This is a genomic window from Pantoea anthophila (genome assembly GCF_026104315.1).
GTDB lineage: Bacteria > Pseudomonadota > Gammaproteobacteria > Enterobacterales > Enterobacteriaceae > Pantoea > Pantoea anthophila.
This window is the reverse complement of record NZ_CP110473.1, coordinates 2,964,171-2,987,579: the sequence shown is the minus strand read 5'-3', so window position 1 is coordinate 2,987,579 and position 23,409 is coordinate 2,964,171. Positions and strand designations below refer to the sequence as shown.

The following is a 23,409-nucleotide window of genomic DNA, read 5'->3' as shown; positions in this document are numbered from 1 at the left end:
TAGCACTTATTTGCCCAACGAAGCTGTGTCGCCATGAAGTTTATCATCAAGTTATTTCCTGAAATCACCATCAAGAGTCAGTCGGTGCGTTTGCGCTTTATCAAGATTCTTGCCAGCAATATCCGTAACGTCCTGAAAACCGTCAGCGACGACATCGCCGTTGTGCGTTACTGGGATCACATTGAAGTGCGCTCAAAAAACGACGCGCTGCGGGACATTATTCCCGATGAGCTGACGCGCATTCCGGGGATTCATCACGTTTTAGCGGTTGAAGATCGCGAGTACACCGATATTCATCACATCTTCGAACAGACCTTAGCGCAGTATCGCGACAGCCTCGAAGGAAAGAGCTTCTGCGTTCGGGTTAAACGTCGTGGTAAGCATAGCTTCAGTTCGCAGGATGTGGAGCGCTATGTGGGCGGCGGGCTGAACCAGCACATCGAAAGCGCCCGTGTGCAGCTTAAAAACCCGGAGGTAACGGTTAATCTCGAAGTGGACGAGAATCAGCTGACGCTGGTGACCGCACGCTATGAGGGGCTGGGCGGTTTCCCAATCGGCACACAGGAAGATGTGCTGTCGCTGATTTCCGGTGGCTTTGACTCCGGCGTCTCCAGCTACATGCTGCTGCGCCGCGGCAGCCGCGTACACTACTGCTTCTTTAATCTTGGCGGCGCCGCCCATGAGATTGGCGTCCGTCAGGTCGCGCACTATCTCTGGAACCGCTTTGGCCGTTCGCACCGGGTGCGTTTTGTGGCGATCAATTTTGAGCCGGTCGTCGGTGAGATCCTGGAAAAAGTGGATGACGGTCAGATGGGCGTGGTGCTGAAGCGCATGATGGTGCGTGCCGCTTCCCGCGTGGCTGAGCGTTACGGCGTACAGGCGCTGGTCACCGGTGAAGCGGTCGGGCAGGTATCGAGCCAGACGCTGACCAACCTGCGTCTGATTGATAACGCCTCCGATACGCTGATTCTGCGTCCGCTGATCTCTCACGACAAAGAGCACATCATCAAAGTCGCCCGGGAGATCGGCACCGAAGATTTTGCCAGTACCATGCCGGAATATTGTGGGGTGATTTCCAAAAGCCCGACAGTGAAGGCGGTGAAAGCGAAGATCGAGGCAGAAGAGCAGAATTTCGACTTCACGATTCTGGATCGCGTGGTGGAAGAGGCGACCAATGTCGATATCCGCACCATCGCTGAGCAGACAGAAGAGGAGGTGGTGGAAGTTGAAACCGTCGCGCTGCTGAGTGAAAACGACGTGGTGCTGGATATCCGCGCCATCGACGAGCAGGAAGAGAATCCGCTTGAGCTGAAGGCCACGGAGGTGAAATCACTACCGTTTTACAAACTCAGCACGCAGTTTGGCGATCTCGATCAGAACCGCACCTGGCTGCTTTACTGCGATCGCGGCGTGATGAGCCGTCTGCAGGCCCTCTATCTGCATGAGCAGGGCTTTAAGAACGTGAAAGTCTACCGCCCGTAGTGCTGGCTTACGGTCAGTCAGACCCTGTCGGGGTCTGACTGATGAGCCTGATCACGCCTGATAGTCATAAATGCCGGGTGCCAGCACCAGCTGTGCGGCAACGTCGCGCGCCATTTCTTTTCCCACCAGTAGATCGATCAGCTTCAGTGCAAAATCCATGGCCGTGCCGGGTGCCTGGCTGGTGAGCAGTTTTACCCGCGGGTCCCAGACGACGCGGCGCTCCATCCATTTCTCCGCCGGAATGGTCTCTTTTAAGCCAGGAAAGCCGGTCATGTTTCCGACAGGGAACAGATCGTGGGGAACCAGCACCGTACCTGCCGCCGCGCAAATCGCCGCAACGATTTTATCGCTGAGATGAAACTGACGCACCGTTTCGACCAGCAGCGGGCTGTCACGGAAGGTCTCCGCGCCTTTCAGGCCACCAGGCAGGACAATGGCGGCGAAATCGTTGTCGGCGACCTCGACCAGCGGGGCGTCAGCCAGCAGGCGGACACCGCGTGAGCAGACGATCTCCCGGCTGCCATCGCTTTCGACGCTGGCGGTGACGACGTTCAGCCCGGCACGAACCAGCAGGTCGATGGTGGTGACGGCTTCGGTCTCTTCACTGCCATGTGCCAGGCAAACCAGCACCGATGCGTTCGCGGTCATAATGGGACTCCTTGCGTTTTACAATGTCATACAGACGGGTGTTCTCCGACAGCACCAGGCCGTGCGTCCGGGCGCGGCGCAGTAAAAAGCCGCTGATGTAGTCGATTTCGGTGAGCCGCTGGGCGCGGATATCCTGCAGCATGGAAGAGGTGTTCGCCGCCGTGCTTTCAATCACGTCGAAGATAATATCCTGCAGGCTTTCGCTGGCTACGTTCTGGCCTTCGCGCTCCATGACCCAGCTGATCTCTTCGCATAACTGCGCAATCTGTTCCGGATACGCACGCAGCGCGCCGTTCTGGCACTCATACTCCACGCTGAGCGGGTTGATCACGCAGTTCACCGCCAGCTTGCGCCAGCAGGCCGCACGGATGTTGTCATGCCAGGCGACATCGGGCAGGGCATGGTGCAGGATGTCGGCCAGATCGCTGTAAGCAGCGCTTTTACGGTTACCGGGGCCGATGTGGGTGATGCCGCTGGCGATGTGTTTGATGACGGTGCCATCACGCATCGCGGCGTGCGTCGTGACGCCGCGCAGTAGCGGCTGAGTTAACCCTTTAAGCTCCTCCAGCGTGCCCATGCCGTTATGCAGCAGCAGCACCGGGCAGTTTTCCGGCAGAACGCTTTCCAGATTTTTCACGGCGGGCGACACCTGTGGCGCTTTTAGCGTAACCAGCAGCAGCTGGCTTTCCGCCAGAAACAGCGGATCGTTAGCGATGAAGGTGCGGTTGGCTATGTTGCCTTCCGGGTCGACGACATTGGCCGAGCAATAGGGCTGCGGCACCCGCAACCATCCCTGCACCTCGTGTCCCTGACGGGCGAGCGCTGTCAGCCAGACCTGACCCAGAGCACCGCACCCTAACACGGTAATTTTCATACTGCCTCCCGCTGGCGGGCTATCCATTTATTATTTACTGTCACACCATGAGTATAGCGTCGTGCACAGCCTGATTTTATTTAGCACCGTAAGACGCGTATTATGCATGTCACTTTAGCGTCAGGAGAAGAAGAGATGCCATCTTTCGATATCGTTTCAGAAGTCGATCTGCAGGAAATTCGCAATGCGGTGGAGAATGCCAACCGTGAGGTGTCTACCCGCTTCGATTTCCGCAACGTGAGCGCCGAGTTTGAGCTCAACGAAAAGAATGAAACCATTAAAATCACCAGCGAGTCTGATTTCCAGGTTAAACAGCTGGTCGATATTTTGCGTGAGAAGTTACTGAAGCGCGGGATTGAAGGCGGTGCTTTAGAGGTGCCGGAAGAGATTGAGCACAGCGGTAAAAGCTGGGCGGTCGATGCCAAACTGAAAAAGGGCATTGAGAGCGACGTAGCGAAGAAGCTGGTGAAGCTGATCAAAGACAGTAAGCTGAAAGTACAGACCCAGATTCAGGGGGAAGCGTTACGAGTGACCGGCAAAGCGCGCGATGATCTGCAGAGCGCAATGGCGATTGTGCGCGGCAGCAATCTGGGGCAGCCATTCCAGTTTAAAAACTTCCGCGATTAAGCGGGGCAGGCTGTTTTTTGGCCTGAAGGCAGTTATGAAAAACCCGGCTCAGGCCGGGTTTTTTGTTGTCGAACCGGATATCGTCTGGATGATTACGTTCTGGTTCCCTAAGTCTTTGAATTTATGAGTCATCTGTAAGAAGGGTGCGGCTTTTGCGACTTTCCGATCTGACCCTGTTCCCTGAGCCAACTCGATCTCAACACTACCATGGCAAACCGGCCTTTTATCAGCAACTCCCCAGCAACGCTTCCAGCTCAGGGCGGCTGGTCACTTTACTGTCGATTTTGATGTAGGCACTTTTCTCTTCCGGCACGATAAACACGGAGTTCACCCCTTTCTGCGCTTTCAGGCGCTGCTCCAGATTCGGCAAAGCCAGTGCCGCGTCACTCAGCACAATGCGCAGGCTGCTCACATAAGGAGGTTCCTGCATCGTCATACTGACAAACAGCCAGGCCGCAGCCACCATTGCGCCGACCATAAACACGGTCTGTGCATCGAAATGACCAAACACCCAGCCGCCCATGCTGCCGCCAACGGCCACGCCAAGGAACTGGCTGGTGGAGTAAATGCCCATCGCCGTTCCTTTGTAACCGGCAGGCGACTCTTTACTGATCAGCGAAGGGAGAATGGCTTCCATCAGATTGAAAGCGAAGAAGAAGAGCTGAACCCCAACGACCAGCGTCCAGAAATGGCCTTCCGCACCCCACAGCACGATCTCGGCAATAACGATCATCCCGACGCAGCCCACAAAGACGCGCTTCATGCGACGCTTCACTTCGGCATAAATGATGAACGGCACCACGCCCGCAAAGGCAATCAGCATGGTCGAGAGATAGACTTTCCAGTGTTCCGGAGCCGGGAAACCCGCCTGCTCAAACTGCCCCGGCAAGGCGACAAAGCTCGACATCAGCAGGATATGCAGACAGAAAATACCGATATTCAGCTTCACCAGACGTGGATTTGCCAGCACCTTACGAAAGCTGCCTTTGACCATGCCTGATTCACGGTTCAGCACATGATGCGGGGTGGATGGCACCACCAGCAGCGTGATGACGATACCCAGCGAGGCCAGGATCGCAATCATCCAGAACAGCGCCTGCAGCCCTAACGCGTGCGTAACGACCGGACCGACGACCATCGCAATCGCAAAGGTGACACCAAAACTGATGCCGATAAAGGCCATCGCTTTGGTGCGGTTCTGTTCTCGCGTCAAATCGGAGAGCAGCGCCATCACGGCAGCGGCAATTGCGCCGGAGCCCTGCAATGCACGGCCCAGAATAATGCCCCAGATAGAGTCCGTGCAGGCAGCAATAACGCTACCCAGAACAAACAGCAGCAGTCCGCCCACGATCAACGGCTTTCGCCCGATGCGATCGGAAAGCAGACCAAAAGGAATCTGAAAAATCGCCTGGGCCAGGCCATAGATACCAATCGCCAGGCCGATCAGCGTTTCACTCGCGCCCTGTAATGCCATGCCATAAGTGGTCAGTACCGGCAGGACCATAAACATTCCCAGCATGCGCAGGGAAAAGACCGTACCGAGGCCCCATGTGGCACGCAGCTCCACCGGAGTCATTTTATTATCGTTCATTCCAACCTCTGTTAATGTGCTGCATTTATTCTAGGGGGCGGGGCAGGGCGGGTAAAACAATAGTTTTTAAGCAGTCGTAACAAAAAGAAAGGGCGCGAAAATCGCGCCCTTTTCATGCTCTTACGGTGTCCGTTACCAGACGTAAGTCAGCAGGTCCTTCGAGGCCGGAGCCATCGAATCTACCGACATCATCACGCTCAGCGCGGTAATCGTCACGATTGAGAAGACAAACAGTTTACGCGCCCAGACACGATCGTCAGCGGTTTTATAACCGGATAACGCCATGCCCAGCCACCAGACGCTGACCGCAGCGGCCACCACCAGATATTTGTAGCCGGCATAGCCACCCAGCGTCAGCATCAGCGTGGCAATCATAAACGCCAGGATATAGAGCGTAATATGATTTTTTGCTACGGAGATCCCTTTCACCACCGGCAGTACCGGGATGTTCGCCGCCTGGTAATCTTTGAAGCGGAAGATGGCAATCGCGTACGAATGCGGCATCTGCCACAGGCTGAAGATCGCCAGCAGGATTAAGGCACCGGCATCAAACTCATTGGATACCGCACAGTAGCCGATAACCGGCGGTGCAGCACCCGACAGACTGCCAATCAGCGTACCGTAAACGGAATGACGCTTCATGTAGAGGCTGTAGATGCCCACGTAAACCACGAAGCCCATCACCGCCAGCCACATGGCCAGCGGATTTGCACCGAAGTAGAGCAACGCAAAGCCAGCAATACCCAGCACAGTGGCATAAACCAGGCTTACTTTCGCGGAGATAAGGCCTTTTACCAGCACCCGATTCCTGGTTCTCTCCATCTTGATGTCGATGTCGCGGTCGATCACGTTGTTGAAAACACAACCCGATGCAACCACCAGTGACACGCCCACCAGGGTGATGAGAAACAGGGCGTAATCCGTGTTGCCTTTAGAGGCCAGCAGGAATCCGCCGATCACAGAAATTAAATTCCCGAAAATAATTCCTGGTTTTGTAACTTGCAGGTATTGCTTAAACATTACGCGTGACTCTTTAGTGAGGCATCATGTTGTAGTTGAGGTTCCACATGATCCACAGTGAGCCTACTACGACAATCAGGATGATGATGGCCGAGAAAACAATGGCTACCATGTTCCAGCCACCCTCAGATTTGCTGTCTAAGTGCAGGAAGTAAACCAGGTGAACCAGCACCTGGATAACCGCACAGACCAGAACAACACCGAGGATAGTACCGTGAGATGCACTGCCATCCATGACCATCCAGAACGGGATCGCCGTCAGGATGATAGAGAGGATGAAGCCGATCATGTAGGACTTCACGCTACCGTGTGAAGCGCCATGTTCGTTAACAGAATGACTCATTACATGGCTCCCATCAGGTAAACAACGGTGAAGACGCAAATCCAGACCACGTCCAGGAAGTGCCAGAACAGGCTCAGACACATGATACGGGTGCGGTTAGTCGCGTTCAGGCCACGTTTAGAAATCTGGAACATCAGCACCAGCATCCAGATCAGACCCGAGGTCACGTGCAGACCGTGGGTACCGACCAGCGTAAAGAAGCCAGACAGGAAGCCACTGCGATCCGGACCAAAGCCTTCCGCAATCAGGTGATGGAATTCATAGATTTCCATGCCGATGAAGCCCAGACCAAACAGGAAGGTCAGCGCCAGCCAGCCGATAACGGCACCTTTTTGCTCCTTGTTCATGGAGATAACAGCCATGCCGTACGTGATGGAGCTCAGCAGCAGCAGGGCGGTTTCTACCAGAACAAACGGCAGCTCAAAGATATCTTTACCTGCCGGGCCACCGGCAGTGTTGTTGACCATGACGGCATAGGTCGCAAACAGGGTTGCGAAGATAATGCAGTCACTCATCAGGTAGATCCAGAAGCCAAAGACTTTATTGGCTCCTGCATCGTGATGCCCATGCTCCGCATGGGCGTCGTGGTGATGTTTAATCAGAGTTTCAGTTGACATTATTTCAGACCTGCTTTGCTGATTTCGTCAAAGTGCTGGTTTTCAATCTTCTGAACTTCAGCAACCGGAACGTAGTAATCCACGTCTTCGTCGAAGCTCTTCACGATCCAGGTAACGATCATGCCGAGGAATGAAAGACCTGCCAGCCACCAGATATGCCAGATCAGCGCGAAGCCCATTACCGTCGCGAACGCACAGATAACCAGTGCAGCACCGCTGTTTTTCGGCATATGAATCTCTTCATACGACTCCGGCTGCTTGTACGCTTCGCCTTTCTCTTTCATTTCCCAGAAAGCGTCACGCTCATGCACATGCGGGATCACAGCAAAGTTATAGAACGGTGGTGGTGAAGAGGTTGCCCACTCCAGCGTACGACCGCCCCACGGGTCACCGGTCAGATCACGGTTCTGGTCACGGTCACGGACCGAAACGTAGAACATGGTCAGCTGACACAGGATACCCATTGCAATCAGACCTGCACCGACCGCAGCGACCACCAGCAGAGGGTGGAACTGTGGATCGATATCCTGGCTCAGACGACGGGTCATACCCATGAAGCCCAGCGCGTACAGCGGCATAAAGGCAACGAAGAAGCCGATGATCCAGAACCAGAAGGCGCGTTTGCCCCAGGTTTCGTTCAGGGTAAAGCCAAAGGCTTTCGGGAACCAGTAGGTCACGCCCGCCATACAACCGAAGACAACACCACCGATGATAACGTTATGGAAGTGTGCAATCAGGAACAGGCTGTTGTGCAGAATGAAGTCAGCACCCGGAACGGCCAGCAGTACGCCGGTCATACCCCCTACAGAGAAGGTTACTAGGAAGCCAACGGTCCACAGCATCGCAGAGTGCATCTGGATGCGACCCTGGTACATGGTGAACAGCCAGTTAAAGATTTTAACCCCGGTCGGAATCGCGATGATCATCGTCATGATACCGAAGAAGGCGTTAACGTTCGCACCCGCACCCATGGTGAAGAAGTGGTGGAGCCAGACGATGAACGACAGCACGGTAATCGCGATGGTCGCCCACACCAGTGAGGTGTAGCCAAACAGACGTTTTTTGGAGAAGGTCGCGGTAATTTCTGCGAACACACCAAAGACCGGCAGAACCAGAATATACACTTCCGGATGACCCCAGACCCAGATCAGGTTGACGTACATCATCATGTTCCCGCCCATTTCATTGGTGAAGAAATGGAAGCCGAGATAACGATCAAGGGTCAACAGCGCCAGGGTCACGGTCAGAACCGGGAACGCAGCGATGATCAGGACGTTGGTGCACAGCGCAGTCCAGGTAAAGACAGGCATTTTGAACAGGCTCATGCCCGGTGCACGCATCTTCAGGATGGTCACGAAGAAGTTAATACCGGTTAAGGTCGTACCGATACCGGAGAGCTGAAGACTCCAGATCCAGTAGTCGACCCCGACGCCGGGACTGTACTCCGCGCCGGACAGTGGCGGATAAGCCAGCCAGCCGGTCTGCGCGAACTCGCCCACACCCAGCGACAGGTTAACCAGGATCACACCGACCGCGGTAAACCAGAAGCTCAGGTTGTTCAGGAACGGGAACGCAACGTCACGTGCACCAATCTGCAGCGGAACGGCGATGTTCATCAGGCCAACCACGAAAGGCATCGCCACGAAGAAGATCATAATGACGCCGTGCGCCGTAAAGATCTGGTCGTAGTGATGCGGTGGAAGAATGCCCGCTTCACCGGCCGAAGCCATTACCTGTTGGGTACGCATCATGATCGCATCAGCAAAACCACGCAGCAGCATAACGAATGCCATGATGACGTACATGATACCCAGTTTTTTATGGTCGACAGACGTTAGCCATTCAGACCACAGATATTGCCATTTACCAAAATAGGTGATGGCAGCAATCAGTGCCAGACCACCTAAAATGATACCGGCGACCGTGACCATGATAATCGGCTCATGGTACGGCACTGCATCCAGTGTTAATTTTCCGAACATCGTATTATTCCTCGGCTCCCGCGGAAGCGGCGTGACTCATGTCCATACCTTCATGTTCAGGCATGTCCATCTTCCCGTGGCTGGTCATGAACTTAGCGATAACTTGCTTGAACAGTTCAGGATTCGCTGAAGAGAAATATTCCACCGGGTGGTTTTCGCTTGGTACAGCAACTTTCTCGAAATCTTCCATGGTGGTCAGCGTGTTAGGTGCTGCTTTAACTTTTGCTACCCACTGCTGGAATTCCGCATCGTCTTTGGTTGCAATGGCTTTGAACTTCATGCCAGAGAAACCGCGACCACTGAAGTTCGCAGAGATACCGTCGAAAGTCCCTGGCTCATTCGCAATCAGATGCAGCTTGGTCTGCATACCGGCCATCGCATAAATCTGGCTGCCGAGCGTTGGAATGAAGAAAGAGTTCATGACGGAGTTAGACGTGATTTTGAAGTTCACTGGCGTGTTTGCCGGGAAGGCAATCTGGTTCACGGTTGCAATACCCTGTTCCGGGTAAATAAACAGCCATTTCCAGTCCAGTGCAACCACATCGATCTCAACCGGTTTTACATCAGATTGCAGCGGTTTGCTGGGCTCCAGTGCATGGGTCGATTTCCAGGTCAGCACGCTGAGGAAGAGAATGATCAGGATCGGAATGGTCCAGACCACGGCTTCCACTTTGTTAGAGTGTGACCAGTTAGGGCTGTACTTCGCATTCGTGTTGGATGCCCGATATTTCCAGGCAAACACCACGGCCATCAGGACTGCGGGGATAACGACGATCAACATCAGGCCAAAGGCAGTCAGTATCAGCGAACGTTGCTCCAGTGCAATCTGTCCTTTGGGATTTAACAATGCACTATCGCAGCCACTCATTAATAAAGTGCCTGCAATTAATGACAAAATCCCCAAACTTTTATTGTATTTACTGAGTCTCATTTAACGACCTCAATGACAAAGGGCTCTATTGTCGTTTAAGTGTGCGCGCATTTTACGGGAAGGTTTATGCAGTGTAAACCAGCTTAAGGATGTGTCAGATGCGTGTTGACACCTTTTGCTAAGGGTGTCACAGATGTTGCGTCAGGTGACAAATAGTTAACGCAGACAAGCAGTTGGCACCAATATAACAAAAACCAATGGAAGTAACCGAAAAAAAATCAGGGAAAGGAATAACCCTTACTTTTAACGCCCAAATATTTAACAAGTCTGCATCATTTATGTGATGAAATTTAACTAAAGTAATTGCTCACCGGTTTTTAGTATTTCCGCTCCCCCTCCTCAGGCCATATTCTTATTTTCAAAAAATAACAGGCGATGATAAATGACGGCGGCCTGGTCCGTTGACAAAAAAATAAGCCGCAGCCGTTAACCCATCGATTTCACTTAAGCATCTGACGCGGGCAGGGCAGGCGCTCGTTTCAGTGCCCGGTAGTCGAGCAGCAGACCCGACAATACGGCCAGCAACGCGAGCACCATGCCAGTACCAAACAGGGGTGACAGCAGGGCAGCCAGCACAGTGAGCCCCAGCGCATCCAGCGCCAGCGCCACCAGCCAGAGTCCCAGCACGCCACAGCCTGCTGCAAACAGACGATTCGTCCAGCGATAGCCAAGAGGATAGTAGCTTCGTGTCAGGAATTTGCCACTCTGCTCGACCTGATTTAGCGTCTGACGGCAAAATGCCAGCAGCAACAGACCCGGCACGCCCGCCACGACGGTGAAGGCATAAAAGGCTGGCCAGCCCCAGAGTTCTACCAGCCAGCCCGCAGCCGGACCGACGTAAACCCGGCCCACCGCAGAAAGCGCTGACAGCAGGGCAAACTGGGTCGCGGAGAACGATTTGTTGCAGAGGGTCATCAACAGCGCCACAAAGGCGGCGGTGCCCATGCCGCCACAGAGGTTTTCCACAAAGACCGCGCTGGCCATGCTCCACAGCTGTTTATCCGTCACCGCCAGCAGCCAGTAACCGAAGTTTGAGACAGCCTGCAGCAGGCCGAAAATCATCAGGGCCCGGAACAGACTCAGGCGCTGCATGACGACACCCCCATAGAGCGCACCAATGATGGTCGCCAGCAGGCCCAGCGTCTTGTTAACCAGACCGACATCGCCAGCATTAAAGCCGACGCCGCGAATCAGAAAGGTGGTGGTCAGTGAGGCGGCAAAAGCATCGCCCAGCTTGTAGAGAATAATCAGGGTAATCAGCAGCCAGGCGTTATTGCGCTGAAAGAAATCTTTCAGCGGGTCGACAACAGCCTGACGCAGAGAGTGGGGCGTGGAAATATGGGTGTCCGGCTCGCTCGCCATCAGCGTGGCGATAATGCCTGGCACCATCATCAGCGCCATCAGCCAGTAGGTCGCCTGCCAGCCGAGATAACGGTCAGCCAGCCACAGCGCCAGCCCGCCTGAAATCAGCATCGCCAGCCGGTAACCCAGCACGGTAATCGCCGCGCCGCTGCCGCGCTCTTCAGGCGGCAGAATATCGGTTTTCCAGGCGTCAAAGACAATGTCCTGTGAGGCGGAGCAGAAGGCAATCAGCACCGCCAGAGCCGCCATCAGGGTCAGATCCCGGCTGGGTTGCAGAAAACCCATCGCCACAATGCCCCCGACCAGCGCCAGCTGGCTGAGCAGCAACCAGCCGCGACGCCGGCCCAGAAACGGCGGCGTGTAGCGGTCCATCATTGGCGACCAGAGAAACTTAAAGACATAGGCCTGGCCGACCAGCGAAAAGAAACCGATGGTTTTCAGATCGACATTGTCCACTGTCATCCACGCCTGCAACGTGCCGGATGTCAGGGCCAGCGGCAGGCCGGAGGCGAAACCGAGCAGCAGCAGTACGGCGGCATTTTTCTGGCTGAAGAGGCGAAGATAATGGTTCATGCGGATCCTGCCGGTAACAAACACGATGCCCGGCATCATGCCGGGCAGAGGAGAGGCGAAATTAACGCGCGTTCTGTTTGATGAAGTCGTTGACGCTGGTGTCCTGTGCCATGTCTGCGATGACATCGCTCATGGTGGCGTTGACCGCGTTAGTAATCTTCTGGTTCGTTGCGCTGAACGCGCCTTCTACGCTGTAAGTCTGGCGGTAATTTTTAACCTGTTTGCTGCCGTTTTTGGCGGTAGCGATGATAGAGATATCCGCTTTGGTGGTGATGCTGTAGCGCACGTTGCCCTGGGTAACGTCAGCATAGAGGTTGTTCACTACGATCTGCAGATCGACCGCGCCATTCGGTCCCACCATGTAGCCACGTGCCGTCATCTGTTTCTCCAGCACTTCCTGCAGCAGGAAACGCAGGTCGCGCGATGGTGTCAGGGTCACCAGCTGACCGTCACGGTTCACTTTTGCCAGCGCCTGATCCTGACGCTGATCGGCTCCGTTGATGCTGACGGTGACCGCCATCAGGCCTGGATCGCGCTGTGGCAGCTCAATCTTAGGCTGAATGGTGAGGGTATTATTGCTGGTTGCACAGCCGGCTAAAATGAACGCAGCCAACAGGGGGAATAACAGTTTTTTCAACATACTTTTTCTCGTTGGTGTCAGGGGGTTGGTTTGCAAAAATGGCGTTCATCATAGCATTGCCCGGCAGTGAAAAAAGCCCTGCGCCAGGGGAAATTGTCTCTGAAGATGTTTTGCGCGGGGTCACTGGCGGGTCTGTTTGCTGTTCGTTTCAGCTGCGTTATGATGCGCGCCGGAAGCTGGCCGACGCCTGAGCGAATATTTCGTGTCGGCTGACGGGTAAGCGCAGTAAAAGCGACTAAGATTGAATGAGATGGGGCACCGCGCTCGCCATTGAGGAGTAATAGCCATGATCCGCGAACAAATAGAAGAAAAGCTGCGTGTGGCATTTCAGCCAGCTCATCTGGAAGTGCATGACGAAAGTTACCGGCATAATGTGCCTGCCGGTTCCGAAAGTCACTTCAAAGTGGTCATTGTCAGCGACTGCTTTGCAGGCCAGCGCTTTCTGGCGCGTCACCGTCTGATTTATGGCGAACTGGCGGCAGAACTCGCCGGCAGCGTCCATGCCTTAGCCCTGCACACCTACACACTGAAAGAGTGGGAAGGATTGCAGGATACCGTGCTGGCTTCGCCGAACTGTCGTGGGGCCGGAACCCTCGCCTGATCTCCCTTCTCTGAAACGGCCTGCGGGCCGTTTTTTCGTTTATTTAGCGAAAAACGCGATCCCTGGCTCAAAAAAGCAGCAAAGCTGCTGAAAAGTGGTGAGTTACCATCCTCGACTCATTCCAGCGATGCCGCTATAATGCTGCGTCTATTTTTCCGGAATGTCTTCGGGACGCTTCTGGTAACAGGGATCAGGTTCTCTTCACGGAAGCCGTCCCGGTTGTTGGATACGGCGCATTTCACGATGTGTGGTGTCTGAAGTTGACCGAGCACGTGATTTTTTGAGGTAACAAGATGCAAGTTTCTGTAGAAACCACTCAGGGCCTGGGCCGTCGCATTACGATTACTGTCGCTGCTGACAGCATCGAAAGCGCAGTAAAAAAAGAACTGGTTGACGTTGCCAGGAAAGTTCGCATCGATGGTTTCCGTAAAGGCAAAGTGCCGATGAACATCGTCGCACAGCGTTACGGCGCTTCTGTCCGCCAGGACGTGCTGGGCGAGCTGATGACGCGCAACTTCGTTGACGCCATCATCAAAGAAAAAATCAACCCGGCTGGCGCACCTAACTACGTGCCAGGCGAGTACAAAGAAGGTCAGGATTTCACCTACGCGGTTGAGTTCGAAGTGTATCCGGAAGTTGAGCTGAAAGGCCTGGAAAACATCGAAGTCGAAAAACCTCTGGTTGAAGTTACCGATGCTGACGTTGACACCATGCTGGATACCCTGCGCAAGCAGCAGGCTAACTGGATTGAAAGCGACGCAGCGGTCGGTGCAGAAGATCGCGCGACCCTCGACTTCAACGGTTCCGTTGACGGCGAAGAGTTCGAAGGCGGCAAAGCCTCTGATTTCGTTCTGGCCATGGGCCAGGGCCGCATGATCCCAGGCTTTGAAGAAGGCATCGTAGGTCACAAAGCGGGCGAGACGTTCACCATTGACGTGAAATTCCCGGACGACTACCACGCAGAAACCCTGAAAGGGAAAGACGCGAAGTTCGAGATCGTGCTGAAGAAAGTTGAAACGCGCGAGCTGCCAGAACTGACTGAAGAGTTCATCAAACGTTTCGGCGTTGAAGATGGTTCTGTTGCCGGTCTGCGCACTGAAGTCCGCAAGAACATGGATCGTGAGCTGAAAGGCGCTATCCGTAACCGCATCAAATCTCAGGCGATCGACGGTCTGGTTGCGGCTAACGAAATCGACGTTCCTGCTGCGCTGGTTGATAGCGAAATCGACGTTCTGCGTCGTCAGGCTGCACAGCGTTTTGGTGGCAACGAGCAGCAGGCGCTGGAACTGCCTCGCGAACTGTTCGAAGAGCAGGCGAAACGCCGTGTTGTTGTCGGCCTGCTGCTGGGCGAAGTGATTCGTACCCATGAGCTGAAAGCGGATGAAGCACGCGTTAACACCATGATCGAAGAGATGGCTTCTGCGTATGAAGATCCGCAGGAAGTGATCGAGTTCTACAGTAAGAATAACGAGCTGATGAACAACATGCGCAACGTTGCGCTGGAAGAGCAGGCGGTTGAAGCGGTCCTGGCGAAAGCGAAAGTGACCGAGAAAGAGACCAACTTCCAGGATCTGATGAACCAGACCGCTCAGGCCTGATCAGACCTTTAACGGTATGTGCTAAGCCCGTGACTGAAAAGTCGCGGGCTTTTTTGTTTTGACGCGCAGCACGCGATTCTTCCCCTCTATTTGCTTAATTAACCAGCAAATTATTCACGCATCGCTTTTTCCGGGTTAGCGAACAGGGAAAAGATTGTTATGCTTGAAACAGGCGTGCACTATCCCCAGATATAGGGAGTATGCAGGAAGAAGAGTGAGGCTGGCTGATTAACCGTCCTGAAGGTGTCGGAAAGAGACGTGGCGTGGAGTTTCCCGCGCGTCTTTCGTAGAATCGGTACAGAATGTTGCCAATGAAATTTATCCAGGAGACGGTAATGTCATACAGTGGCGATCGTGAATATACTGCACCGCACAATGCGCTGGTGCCAATGGTTGTTGAACAGACTTCGCGTGGTGAGCGTTCTTACGACATTTACTCCCGTCTGCTGAAAGAGCGTGTGATCTTCCTGACCGGCCAGGTCGAAGACCATATGGCGAATCTGATCGTCGCGCAGATGCTGTTTCTGGAAGCGGAAAACCCGGAAAAAGATATCTATCTCTACATTAACTCACCGGGCGGCGTGATCACGGCTGGCATGTCGATTTACGACACCATGAAGTTCATCAAGCCGGACGTCAGCACCATCTGTATGGGCCAGGCCTGTTCCATGGGGGCTTTCCTGCTGACCGCGGGGACCAAAGGTAAACGTTTCTGCCTGCCAAACTCACGCGTCATGATCCACCAGCCGCTGGGCGGCTATCAGGGCCAGGCGTCAGACATTGAAATCCATGCGCGCGAGATCCTGAAGGTGAAACAGCGTATGAATGAGCTGATGGCTGAGCACACCGGTAAATCGCTGGAAGAAATTGAGCGCGACACCGAGCGTGACCGTTTCCTCTCTGCCAGTGAAGCGGTAGAGTATGGCTTAGTCGATTCAATTCTGACGCATCGCCAATAAGACCCGACTTACCCTTGTCCCTGGTCTATAGTTAACAGGACAACGGTACTATTACGGGTTGAATGAATTTCGGCCGTCACTGCACGGCCTGCGCCGTACGCAGGTACGGCCTGAGAACAAGAAGAGGTTAACTGATGACAGATAAGCGCAAAGACGGTTCAGGAAAGTTGCTGTACTGCTCTTTTTGCGGCAAAAGCCAGCATGAAGTGCGAAAGCTGATTGCCGGGCCGTCAGTGTATATCTGCGATGAGTGTGTTGACCTGTGCAACGACATCATTCGCGAAGAGATCAAAGAAGTTGCCCCGCATCGTGAACGCAGTGCGTTGCCAACCCCACATGAAATTCGCCATCACCTTGATGATTATGTCATCGGTCAGGAGAGAGCGAAGAAAGTGCTGGCGGTTGCGGTTTACAACCACTACAAACGTCTGCGCAATGGCGATACCAGCAACGGTATTGAGCTGGGCAAAAGTAACATTCTGCTGATTGGTCCGACCGGTAGTGGTAAAACGCTGCTGGCTGAGACGCTGGCGCGCCTGCTGGATGTGCCGTTCACCATGGCTGACGCCACCACGCTGACTGAAGCGGGTTACGTGGGTGAAGATGTCGAAAACATCATCCAGAAGCTGCTGCAGAAGTGTGACTATGACGTGCAGAAAGCGCAGCGCGGCATCGTCTACATCGATGAAATCGATAAAATTTCACGTAAGTCTGACAACCCGTCGATTACCCGTGACGTGTCAGGCGAAGGTGTTCAGCAGGCGCTGCTGAAGCTGATTGAAGGTACTGTAGCCGCGGTTCCACCGCAGGGCGGACGTAAGCATCCTCAGCAGGAATTTTTGCAGGTTGATACCTCTAAAATTCTCTTTATCTGTGGCGGCGCATTCGCCGGTCTGGACAAAGTGATTTCGCAGCGTGTTGAAACCGGATCCGGTATCGGCTTCGGCGCAACCGTGAAAGGGAAATCGCAGAAAGCCAGCGAAGGCGAACTGCTTTCACAGTGTGAACCTGAAGATTTGATCAAATTTGGTCTGATCCCTGAGTTCATCGGCCGCCTGCCTGTTGTAGCGACGCTGAGCGAGCTGAGTGAAGAAGCCCTGATTCAGATTCTGCGTGAGCCGAAGAACGCCCTGACCAAACAGTACCAGGCGCTGTTCAACCTGGAAGGCGTTGAGCTGGAGTTCCGTGACGAGGCGTTAACCGCTATTGCGAAAAAAGCTATGTCACGTAAAACCGGTGCACGCGGTCTGCGTTCAATTGTTGAAGGTGCGTTACTGGAAACGATGTATGACCTGCCTTCTATGGATGACGTCGAAAAAGTAGTGATTGATGAGTCAGTTATTGACGGTCAGTCTGAACCGATGCTGATTTACGGTAAGCACGAAGCGCAGGCATCTGGCGAATAATTAAACAGATCGTCCACATTGTTATCTTAAAAAAGGGGAAAATGTTTCCCCTTTTGCTTTTCTCGCCTCTGTGACGTTGAATGTCAGACAATCATCCCCATATACTCAGATACCTGTGGGTTTAACTGCATACCTGCCTGATGCGGTTCCCATCACCTGGCGGACATTAAACAAAGAGAGAGCTCTATGAATCCTGAGCGTTCTGAACGCATTGAAATCCCCGTGTTGCCGCTGCGCGACGTGGTGGTTTATCCGCACATGGTAATTCCGTTGTTTGTTGGCCGGGAAAAATCAATTCGGTGCCTTGAAGCCGCAATGGATCATGATAAAAAAATCATGCTGGTCGCACAGAAAGAGGCTTCAACGGATGAACCTGGCATTAACGATCTCTTTTCAGTAGGGACCGTGGCATCAGTGTTGCAAATGCTGAAACTGCCGGATGGAACCGTCAAAGTTCTGGTCGAAGGTTTACAGCGCGCCCATATCACGACGCTGGCCGATAACGGTGACCATTTTGTGGCACAAGCTGAATACCTGGTTTCGCCGGAAATTGAAGAGCGCGAGCAGGAAGTGCTGGTGCGCACGGCGATCAACCAGTTTGAAGGCTACATCAAACTGAATAAAAAGATCCCACCTGAGGTCCTGACCTCACTGAACAATATTGACGATGCGGCGCGCCTTGCCGACACCGTTGCTGCACATATGCCACTGAAACTGGCAGACAAACAGTCTGTGCTGGAGATGTCCGACGTTAACGAACGTCTGGAATATCTGATGGCGATGATGGAATCTGAAATCGATCTGCTGCAGGTTGAGAAGCGTATTCGCAACCGTGTTAAAAAGCAGATGGAGAAGAGCCAGCGCGAGTACTATCTGAATGAGCAGATGAAGGCGATTCAGAAAGAGCTGGGCGAGATGGATGACGCGCCGGACGAATATGAAGCGTTAAAACGCAAAATTGACGCGGCAAAAATGCCGGAAGAGGCGCGTGAGAAAGCCGAAGCTGAGCTGCAGAAGCTGAAAATGATGTCTCCGATGTCGGCGGAAGCGACCGTGGTGCGTGGCTACATCGACTGGATGGTGCAGGTTCCGTGGAACGCGCGCAGCAAAGTGAAAAAAGATCTGCGTAAAGCGCAGGAGACACTGGATACCGATCACTACGGCCTGGAGCGCGTGAAGGATCGTATTCTCGAGTATCTTGCGGTTCAGAGTCGCGTCAGCAAAATCAAAGGGCCGATTCTCTGCCTGGTCGGACCGCCAGGGGTAGGTAAAACGTCCCTCGGTCAGTCGATCGCCAAAGCGACCGGACGTAAATATGTGCGTATGGCACTGGGTGGCGTGCGTGACGAAGCGGAAATCCGTGGTCACCGTCGGACTTACATCGGCTCAATGCCGGGTAAACTCATTCAGAAAATGGCAAAAGTCGGGGTGAAAAACCCGCTGTTCCTGCTGGATGAAATCGACAAGATGTCCTCGGACATGCGTGGCGATCCGGCGTCGGCGCTGCTGGAAGTCCTCGATCCGGAACAGAACATTGCGTTCAACGATCACTACCTGGAAGTCGACTATGACCTCTCCGATGTGATGTTCGTGGCCACGTCAAACTCCATGAACATTCCGGCTCCATTGCTTGACCGTATGGAAGTCATTCGTCTGTCGGGTTACACCGAAGATGAAAAACTGAACATCGCTAAGCAGCATCTGCTGCCGAAGCAGATTGAGCGTAACGCCCTGAAAGCCAGGGAGATTACGGTTGAAGACAGCGCCATCATCGGCATCATTCGCTACTACACTCGCGAAGCCGGGGTGCGTAGCCTTGAGCGTGAGCTGTCGAAATTGTGCCGTAAAGCGGTGAAGTCACTGCTGATGGACAAGACGAAAAAGCACATCACCATCGATGGCGAGAACCTCAAGGATTTCCTGGGCGTTCAGCGCTTCGACTATGGCCGTGCTGACAGCGAAAACCGTGTCGGTCAGGTGACCGGACTGGCGTGGACCGAAGTGGGCGGCGATCTGCTGACCATCGAAACCGCCTGTGTGCCGGGTAAAGGCAAGCTGACTTATACGGGGTCGCTGGGTGAAGTGATGCAGGAGTCGATTCAGGCTGCGCTGACCGTGGTGCGTGCCCGTGCCGAGAAGCTGGGCATCAATGGTGACTTCTACGAAAAACGTGATATTCACGTTCACGTTCCGGAAGGCGCGACGCCAAAAGATGGCCCAAGTGCCGGTATCGCGATGTGCACCGCGCTGGTCTCCTGTCTGACCGGTAACCCGGTGCGCGCCGATGTGGCGATGACCGGTGAGATCACCCTGCGTGGTCAGGTGTTGCCGATTGGCGGCCTGAAAGAGAAACTGCTGGCCGCACACCGTGGTGGCATCAAAACCGTACTGATCCCGGACGACAACAAGCGTGATCTGGAAGATATTCCTCAGAACGTGATTGCCGATCTGGCGATTCATCCGGTGAAACGCATTGAAGAGGTGCTGAATCTGGCACTGGAAAATGCGCCATACGGTATGCAGGTCGCAACAGCAAAATAGTGATTAGCGGCATAAACCGTTAAAAAGCGAAGCTGGCAAGGCAATTGACGCTTGCCAGCTTTTTTTTGTGCCGCTAATTTAGGTGGCTGCCGGCATGACGTTCTCAGAGAAATTCCGTTGTTTCGGCTCCACAGGCTTGATATAACTTGCTGCGCGTTCGTACCCGGCGGGAAGCCGGGGTACGATGTGAAATAATAAAAGAGGGGATGAAGAGAGTGAATAAGTCACAATTGATCGACAAAATTGCTGCTGATGCTGACATTTCTAAAGCGGCAGCGGGACGTGTTTTAGATGCATTTATGGGCTCTGTTTCCGATGCGCTGAAAGACGGTGATGAAGTGGCTCTGGTCGGTTTCGGTACTTTCTCTGTACGTGACCGTGCTGCGCGTACTGGCCGCAACCCGCAAACCGGTAAAGAGATCACGATCCCGGCCGGTAAAGTGCCAGGTTTCCGTGCCGGTAAAGCCTTGAAAGACGCAGTCAATTAAGAATAACGAACAGATTCATTGACGCATTTTCTTCAGTGGATGAGAGGACGATGAACGCGTTCTCATGTAACATACGGGCACATCAATGAGATGTGCCTTTTTTGTTTTAATCGGTGAAAATCGGGCCGTTAGATGGACCTGGACCGGATTGAGACTGCCAGCTAAGCCAGCAGTTGCGTGAGTCGCCAGCCAGAGGCGAAGGGCGACCGGGCTTTACATTCACACTACAGCGGAGTGTTGCCATACCATGATGGACAATTTACGCGCGGCGTCGAACCATGTCGTGCTCAAGATTATTTTGGGGCTGATTATCCTCTCCTTTGTGCTGACGGGCGTTGGCAACTATCTGATTGGCGGCAATAACGACTATGCGGCCAAAGTAAACGGTCAGGAGATTAGCCGCGCGCAGCTGGAGCAGGCGTTCAACAGCGAACGCAGCCGTCAGCAGCAGATGCTGGGGGATCAGTTCTCGCAGCTGGCCAGCAACGACGGTTACATGCAGCAGATGCGTCAGCAGGCGCTGTCTCAGTTAATCGACCGGGCGCTGCTTGACAGCTATATCAAAGATCTCCATCTCAGCATCAGCGACGATCAGGTCAAACAGGCTATCTTCAACCAGCAGGCTTTCCAGACCAACGGTAAATTCGATAATGCGAAATACCTCAATCTGATCGGCAGCATGGGTTTCAGTGCTGACCAGTATGCTGAAGCGCTGCGTAAACAGCTCTCCAATCAACAGCTGATCAATGCCGTTGCCAATACCGACTTCACGCTGAAAGGCGAAGCGAGCCGGCTGGTGGACCTGGTGTCACAGCAGCGTGATATCCGTCAGGCGACGCTGGATGTGAACGCGCTGGCGGCGAAACAGACCGTCACCGATGACGAAATCAGCCAGTATTATCAGCAGCATAAAAGCAGCTTTATGGCACCAGAGCAGTTCCGCGTCAGCTACATCCTGATGGATGCCGCCAGCATGCAGCAGGATGCCAGCGAGGCGGATATCCAGGCCTGGTACGATCAGCATAAAGCGGACTACACGCAGCCACAGCGTACCCGCTACAGCGTAATCCAGACCAAAACGGAAGCGGATGCTAATGCCGTTCTGGCTCAGCTGAAAGCGGGCGCCTCTTTCGCGGACGTGGCAAAAGCCAAATCCATTGACCCTATCTCCGCGCGTAAGGGCGGCGACATGGGCTGGCTGGAACCGTCTACCACACCGGATGAGCTGAAAAATGCGGGCCTGACAGAGAAAGGCCAGATGTCGGGCGTGATCAAATCGTCAGTGGGCTTCCTGGTCGTGCGTCTTGACGATATCCAGGCAGAGCAGGTTAAGCCGCTGGCTGACGTTCACAGCGCGATTGCCGCGAAAGTGAAGCAGGAGAAGGGCGTTGATGCCTTCTACAAACTGCAGCAGAAAGTCAGCGAAGCGGCGAGCAACGATAATGAGTCACTGGCGGGTGCCGAGCAGGCTTCCGGTCTGAAGGCGCAGGAGACCGGCTGGTTCAGTCAGGATTCACTGCCAGACGCGCTCAACTTTGATCCGGTGAAGCAGGCTATCTTCAACGGTGGCCTGGTGGGACAGAACGGTGCGCCGGGTAATAACTCCGATATCATCACAGTGGATGGCGACCGCGCCTTTGTGCTGCGTATCAGCGATCACAAACCGGAAGCGGTAAAACCGCTGGATCAGGTTAAGGCGCAGATCACTGACACGCTGAAGCATGATAAAGCGACGCAGCAGGCGAAAGCCCAGGCGGACAAACTGCTGGATGCGCTTAAAGCCGGTAAGCAGGATGCGCTGACCGCAGCAGGCCTGACGCTGAGCGCCAGTAAAACGGTCGATCGCAACGTGCAGGATCCGGTGGCACAGGCTGCCTTTAATCTGCCTCAGCCTGCGGATAACAAACCATCATGGGGCGTGAGCGAAGATATGCAGGGCAACGTGGTGCTGGTGGCAGTGGATAAGGTGAAAACCGGCACCATGCCACAGGCGCAGATTGATGAAATGGTCAAAGGTGTCACGCAGAACAATGCCCAGCTGACCTTTGAAGCGTTACTGCAAAATCTGCGCAAAGAGGCAAAAATCAAGTACGGCGCAGCCGCACAAATGCAGTAAGTCTCGCAGAAACCGCGAAATCACTGTAATAACCCAAGGCCGCATTCGCGGCCTTTTCCATTTCTGAAATCCCGCTTTTGTGCCTTGTGCACCGTCGTGACACGCTGTCGCTGCTGTTTACACACAAGGAGAAACACAGCATGGCTAAACATGAAGTCGTTGCCCTCTATCTCTCACTCGCGCTGGGCGGCGCGTTCTGCCACAGCAGCGTCGCTGCGGCCCCCGATCCTGCCAGCACGTCCATCAGCCAGAACGCATTGCCTGCGCCGGAAAAAGCGATCAGCGACGTTGCTCAGCCGGGTCAGGTCAGCATCAACAATGCGACGGCGGAACAGCTCTCTGCCGTGATGAACGGCGTGGGGCTGAAAAAGGCCCAGGCCATTGTCAGCTATCGCGAACAGTACGGACCGTTCAGCGCGATCCAGCAACTCAGCGAAGTGCCGGGGATCGGGAATGCGCTGATAGAACGTAATGCAGACCGGCTGAAATTGTGAGGCAGTACGCATCTGTGATGCATAACCCGCGCTGAACCGGCGGCTCTGCTAAAGTGAACAGGTCCAACCAGTTCACCCAAAGCAGGAGAGCATGACCATGCAGACCACGATAAAAGTGCGCGGCTACCATCTGGATGTCTATCAGCACGTTAACAATGCGCGTTATCTTGAATTTCTTGAGGAGGCGCGCTGGCAATGGCTGGAAGAGGCTGAAGCATTCCACTGGCTGCAGGAGCAGAAACTGGCGTTTGTGGTGGTCAATATTAACATCAACTACCGTCGCCCGGCCGTACTGGGCGACGTACTCACCATCGACAGTGAGATTACGCAGTTAAATGGCAGGAGTGGCGTCATCGCACAGCGGGTGCTACTGGCAGGCCAGGAAACAGTGGTTGCCGATGCTGCGCTGACCTTTGTCTGCATCGATTTGCGCACCCAGAAGGCGGTCACCCTGGAAGGGGCGTTGCGGGAGCGACTGATGCGTCTGATGGCATGAGAGAAAAAAGGCGGCAAACC

The 23,409-nt window shown here is 54.1% G+C and carries 21 protein-coding genes; 11 read left to right on the top strand and 10 right to left on the bottom strand.

Annotated features, from left to right (window positions below; all coding sequences use genetic code 11):
• Positions 1–33: 33 nt before the first annotated feature.
• Positions 34–1,482: a tRNA uracil 4-sulfurtransferase ThiI gene (gene thiI / locus OJ965_RS16515; protein ID WP_009091733.1), complete on the top strand. Its 1,449-nt coding sequence runs from the start codon at positions 34–36 to the stop codon at positions 1,480–1,482.
• Between the two features lie 51 nt (positions 1,483–1,533).
• Here the strand turns inward: thiI and yajL are convergent, their stop codons facing one another.
• On the bottom strand, positions 1,534–2,130 hold the full coding sequence (gene yajL / locus OJ965_RS16510) for a protein deglycase YajL (RefSeq protein ID WP_009091730.1): 597 nt from the start codon (positions 2,128–2,130) through the stop codon (positions 1,534–1,536).
• Positions 2,084–3,004 carry a 2-dehydropantoate 2-reductase gene (gene panE / locus OJ965_RS16505; protein ID WP_009091728.1) on the bottom strand — a complete coding sequence of 307 codons (921 nt, stop codon included), beginning with the start codon at positions 3,002–3,004 and terminating at the stop codon, positions 2,084–2,086. The genes yajL and panE overlap by 47 nt, the downstream gene beginning before the upstream one ends.
• 135 nt (positions 3,005–3,139) lie before the next feature.
• On the opposite strand from panE, the gene OJ965_RS16500 reads away from it, so the two are divergent.
• A complete protein-coding gene (locus OJ965_RS16500; RefSeq protein WP_009091726.1) occupies positions 3,140–3,631 on the top strand; it encodes a YajQ family cyclic di-GMP-binding protein in 492 nt (163 codons plus the stop codon).
• Between the two features lie 226 nt (positions 3,632–3,857).
• On the opposite strand, the gene OJ965_RS16495 is transcribed toward OJ965_RS16500, so the two are convergent.
• From OJ965_RS16495 to OJ965_RS16460, 8 genes are all read right to left on the bottom strand, one after another.
• A complete protein-coding gene (locus OJ965_RS16495) occupies positions 3,858–5,222 on the bottom strand; it encodes an MFS transporter (protein WP_009091724.1) in 1,365 nt (454 codons plus the stop codon).
• A 132-nt stretch (positions 5,223–5,354) separates the two neighbouring features.
• The gene (gene cyoE, locus OJ965_RS16490; RefSeq protein WP_009091722.1) at positions 5,355–6,242 is read right to left on the bottom strand and encodes a heme o synthase; all 888 of its coding nucleotides are present in this window, start codon (positions 6,240–6,242) and stop codon (positions 5,355–5,357) included.
• Between the two features lie 13 nt (positions 6,243–6,255).
• Positions 6,256–6,585: a cytochrome o ubiquinol oxidase subunit IV gene (locus tag OJ965_RS16485; RefSeq protein ID WP_008924889.1), complete on the bottom strand. Its 330-nt coding sequence runs from the start codon at positions 6,583–6,585 to the stop codon at positions 6,256–6,258.
• Complete coding sequence (locus tag OJ965_RS16480) at positions 6,585–7,202, bottom strand: cytochrome o ubiquinol oxidase subunit III (protein WP_009091720.1); 618 nt, start codon at positions 7,200–7,202, stop codon at positions 6,585–6,587. Before OJ965_RS16480 ends, OJ965_RS16485 begins: the two co-directional genes overlap by 1 nt.
• Entirely contained in the window at positions 7,202–9,184 is a 1,983-nt protein-coding gene (cyoB, locus tag OJ965_RS16475; RefSeq protein WP_009091717.1) for a cytochrome o ubiquinol oxidase subunit I, read from the bottom strand. Before cyoB ends, OJ965_RS16480 begins: the two co-directional genes overlap by 1 nt.
• A 4-nt stretch (positions 9,185–9,188) precedes the next feature.
• Complete coding sequence (cyoA, locus tag OJ965_RS16470) at positions 9,189–10,115, bottom strand: cytochrome o ubiquinol oxidase subunit II (protein WP_046101354.1); 927 nt, start codon at positions 10,113–10,115, stop codon at positions 9,189–9,191.
• Positions 10,116–10,559: 444 nt separating this feature from the next.
• Positions 10,560–12,050, bottom strand: coding sequence for a muropeptide MFS transporter AmpG (ampG, locus tag OJ965_RS16465; protein WP_265137158.1), 1,491 nt, complete (start codon positions 12,048–12,050; stop codon positions 10,560–10,562).
• A 61-nt stretch (positions 12,051–12,111) separates the two neighbouring features.
• A complete protein-coding gene (locus OJ965_RS16460) occupies positions 12,112–12,690 on the bottom strand; it encodes a lipoprotein (RefSeq protein WP_009091711.1) in 579 nt (192 codons plus the stop codon).
• Between the two features lie 286 nt (positions 12,691–12,976).
• Here OJ965_RS16460 and bolA point away from each other — a divergent pair, with 286 nt between their 5' ends.
• From bolA to OJ965_RS16415, 9 genes are all read left to right on the top strand, one after another.
• Complete coding sequence (gene bolA, locus OJ965_RS16455; RefSeq protein ID WP_008924895.1) at positions 12,977–13,291, top strand: transcriptional regulator BolA; 315 nt, start codon at positions 12,977–12,979, stop codon at positions 13,289–13,291.
• Between the two features lie 293 nt (positions 13,292–13,584).
• Positions 13,585–14,889: a trigger factor gene (gene tig / locus OJ965_RS16450; RefSeq protein ID WP_265137157.1), complete on the top strand. Its 1,305-nt coding sequence runs from the start codon at positions 13,585–13,587 to the stop codon at positions 14,887–14,889.
• A 335-nt stretch (positions 14,890–15,224) separates the two neighbouring features.
• A complete protein-coding gene (gene clpP, locus OJ965_RS16445) occupies positions 15,225–15,848 on the top strand; it encodes an ATP-dependent Clp endopeptidase proteolytic subunit ClpP (RefSeq protein WP_009091707.1) in 624 nt (207 codons plus the stop codon).
• Between the two features lie 134 nt (positions 15,849–15,982).
• Positions 15,983–17,254 carry an ATP-dependent protease ATP-binding subunit ClpX gene (clpX, locus tag OJ965_RS16440; protein ID WP_009091705.1) on the top strand — a complete coding sequence of 424 codons (1,272 nt, stop codon included), beginning with the start codon at positions 15,983–15,985 and terminating at the stop codon, positions 17,252–17,254.
• Between the two features lie 186 nt (positions 17,255–17,440).
• Complete coding sequence (gene lon, locus OJ965_RS16435) at positions 17,441–19,795, top strand: endopeptidase La (protein WP_265137156.1); 2,355 nt, start codon at positions 17,441–17,443, stop codon at positions 19,793–19,795.
• A 215-nt stretch (positions 19,796–20,010) separates the two neighbouring features.
• The gene (hupB, locus tag OJ965_RS16430; RefSeq protein WP_009091701.1) at positions 20,011–20,283 is read left to right on the top strand and encodes a nucleoid-associated protein HU-beta; all 273 of its coding nucleotides are present in this window, start codon (positions 20,011–20,013) and stop codon (positions 20,281–20,283) included.
• Positions 20,284–20,530: 247 nt separating this feature from the next.
• On the top strand, positions 20,531–22,399 hold the full coding sequence (gene ppiD, locus OJ965_RS16425) for a peptidylprolyl isomerase (RefSeq protein ID WP_046101356.1): 1,869 nt from the start codon (positions 20,531–20,533) through the stop codon (positions 22,397–22,399).
• Between the two features lie 140 nt (positions 22,400–22,539).
• On the top strand, positions 22,540–22,893 hold the full coding sequence (locus tag OJ965_RS16420) for a helix-hairpin-helix domain-containing protein (RefSeq protein ID WP_167431166.1): 354 nt from the start codon (positions 22,540–22,542) through the stop codon (positions 22,891–22,893).
• A gap of 97 nt (positions 22,894–22,990) precedes the next feature.
• Positions 22,991–23,389: an acyl-CoA thioesterase gene (locus OJ965_RS16415; protein ID WP_009091695.1), complete on the top strand. Its 399-nt coding sequence runs from the start codon at positions 22,991–22,993 to the stop codon at positions 23,387–23,389.
• Positions 23,390–23,409 lie beyond the last annotated feature (20 nt).

Bases quoted from the DNA above. Each gene is read 5' to 3' on its own strand.
- OJ965_RS16485 (WP_008924889.1), bottom strand. From the start codon at position 6,585: ATGAGTCATTCTGTTAACGAACATGGCGCTTCACACGGTAGCGTGAAG.
- OJ965_RS16420 (WP_167431166.1), top strand. From the start codon at position 22,540: ATGGCTAAACATGAAGTCGTTGCCCTCTATCTCTCACTCGCGCTGGGC.
- OJ965_RS16500 (WP_009091726.1), top strand. From the start codon at position 3,140: ATGCCATCTTTCGATATCGTTTCAGAAGTCGATCTGCAGGAAATTCGC.
- ppiD (WP_046101356.1), top strand. From the start codon at position 20,531: ATGATGGACAATTTACGCGCGGCGTCGAACCATGTCGTGCTCAAGATT.
- tig (WP_265137157.1), top strand. From the start codon at position 13,585: ATGCAAGTTTCTGTAGAAACCACTCAGGGCCTGGGCCGTCGCATTACG.
- yajL (WP_009091730.1), bottom strand. From the start codon at position 2,130: ATGACCGCGAACGCATCGGTGCTGGTTTGCCTGGCACATGGCAGTGAA.
- panE (WP_009091728.1), bottom strand. From the start codon at position 3,004: ATGAAAATTACCGTGTTAGGGTGCGGTGCTCTGGGTCAGGTCTGGCTG.
- clpX (WP_009091705.1), top strand. From the start codon at position 15,983: ATGACAGATAAGCGCAAAGACGGTTCAGGAAAGTTGCTGTACTGCTCT.
- OJ965_RS16415 (WP_009091695.1), top strand. From the start codon at position 22,991: ATGCAGACCACGATAAAAGTGCGCGGCTACCATCTGGATGTCTATCAG.
- clpP (WP_009091707.1), top strand. From the start codon at position 15,225: ATGTCATACAGTGGCGATCGTGAATATACTGCACCGCACAATGCGCTG.
- ampG (WP_265137158.1), bottom strand. From the start codon at position 12,050: ATGAACCATTATCTTCGCCTCTTCAGCCAGAAAAATGCCGCCGTACTG.
- bolA (WP_008924895.1), top strand. From the start codon at position 12,977: ATGATCCGCGAACAAATAGAAGAAAAGCTGCGTGTGGCATTTCAGCCA.
- cyoB (WP_009091717.1), bottom strand. From the start codon at position 9,184: ATGTTCGGAAAATTAACACTGGATGCAGTGCCGTACCATGAGCCGATT.
- cyoE (WP_009091722.1), bottom strand. From the start codon at position 6,242: ATGTTTAAGCAATACCTGCAAGTTACAAAACCAGGAATTATTTTCGGG.
- OJ965_RS16460 (WP_009091711.1), bottom strand. From the start codon at position 12,690: ATGTTGAAAAAACTGTTATTCCCCCTGTTGGCTGCGTTCATTTTAGCC.
- OJ965_RS16495 (WP_009091724.1), bottom strand. From the start codon at position 5,222: ATGAACGATAATAAAATGACTCCGGTGGAGCTGCGTGCCACATGGGGC.
- cyoA (WP_046101354.1), bottom strand. From the start codon at position 10,115: ATGAGACTCAGTAAATACAATAAAAGTTTGGGGATTTTGTCATTAATT.
- OJ965_RS16480 (WP_009091720.1), bottom strand. From the start codon at position 7,202: ATGTCAACTGAAACTCTGATTAAACATCACCACGACGCCCATGCGGAG.
- lon (WP_265137156.1), top strand. From the start codon at position 17,441: ATGAATCCTGAGCGTTCTGAACGCATTGAAATCCCCGTGTTGCCGCTG.
- thiI (WP_009091733.1), top strand. From the start codon at position 34: ATGAAGTTTATCATCAAGTTATTTCCTGAAATCACCATCAAGAGTCAG.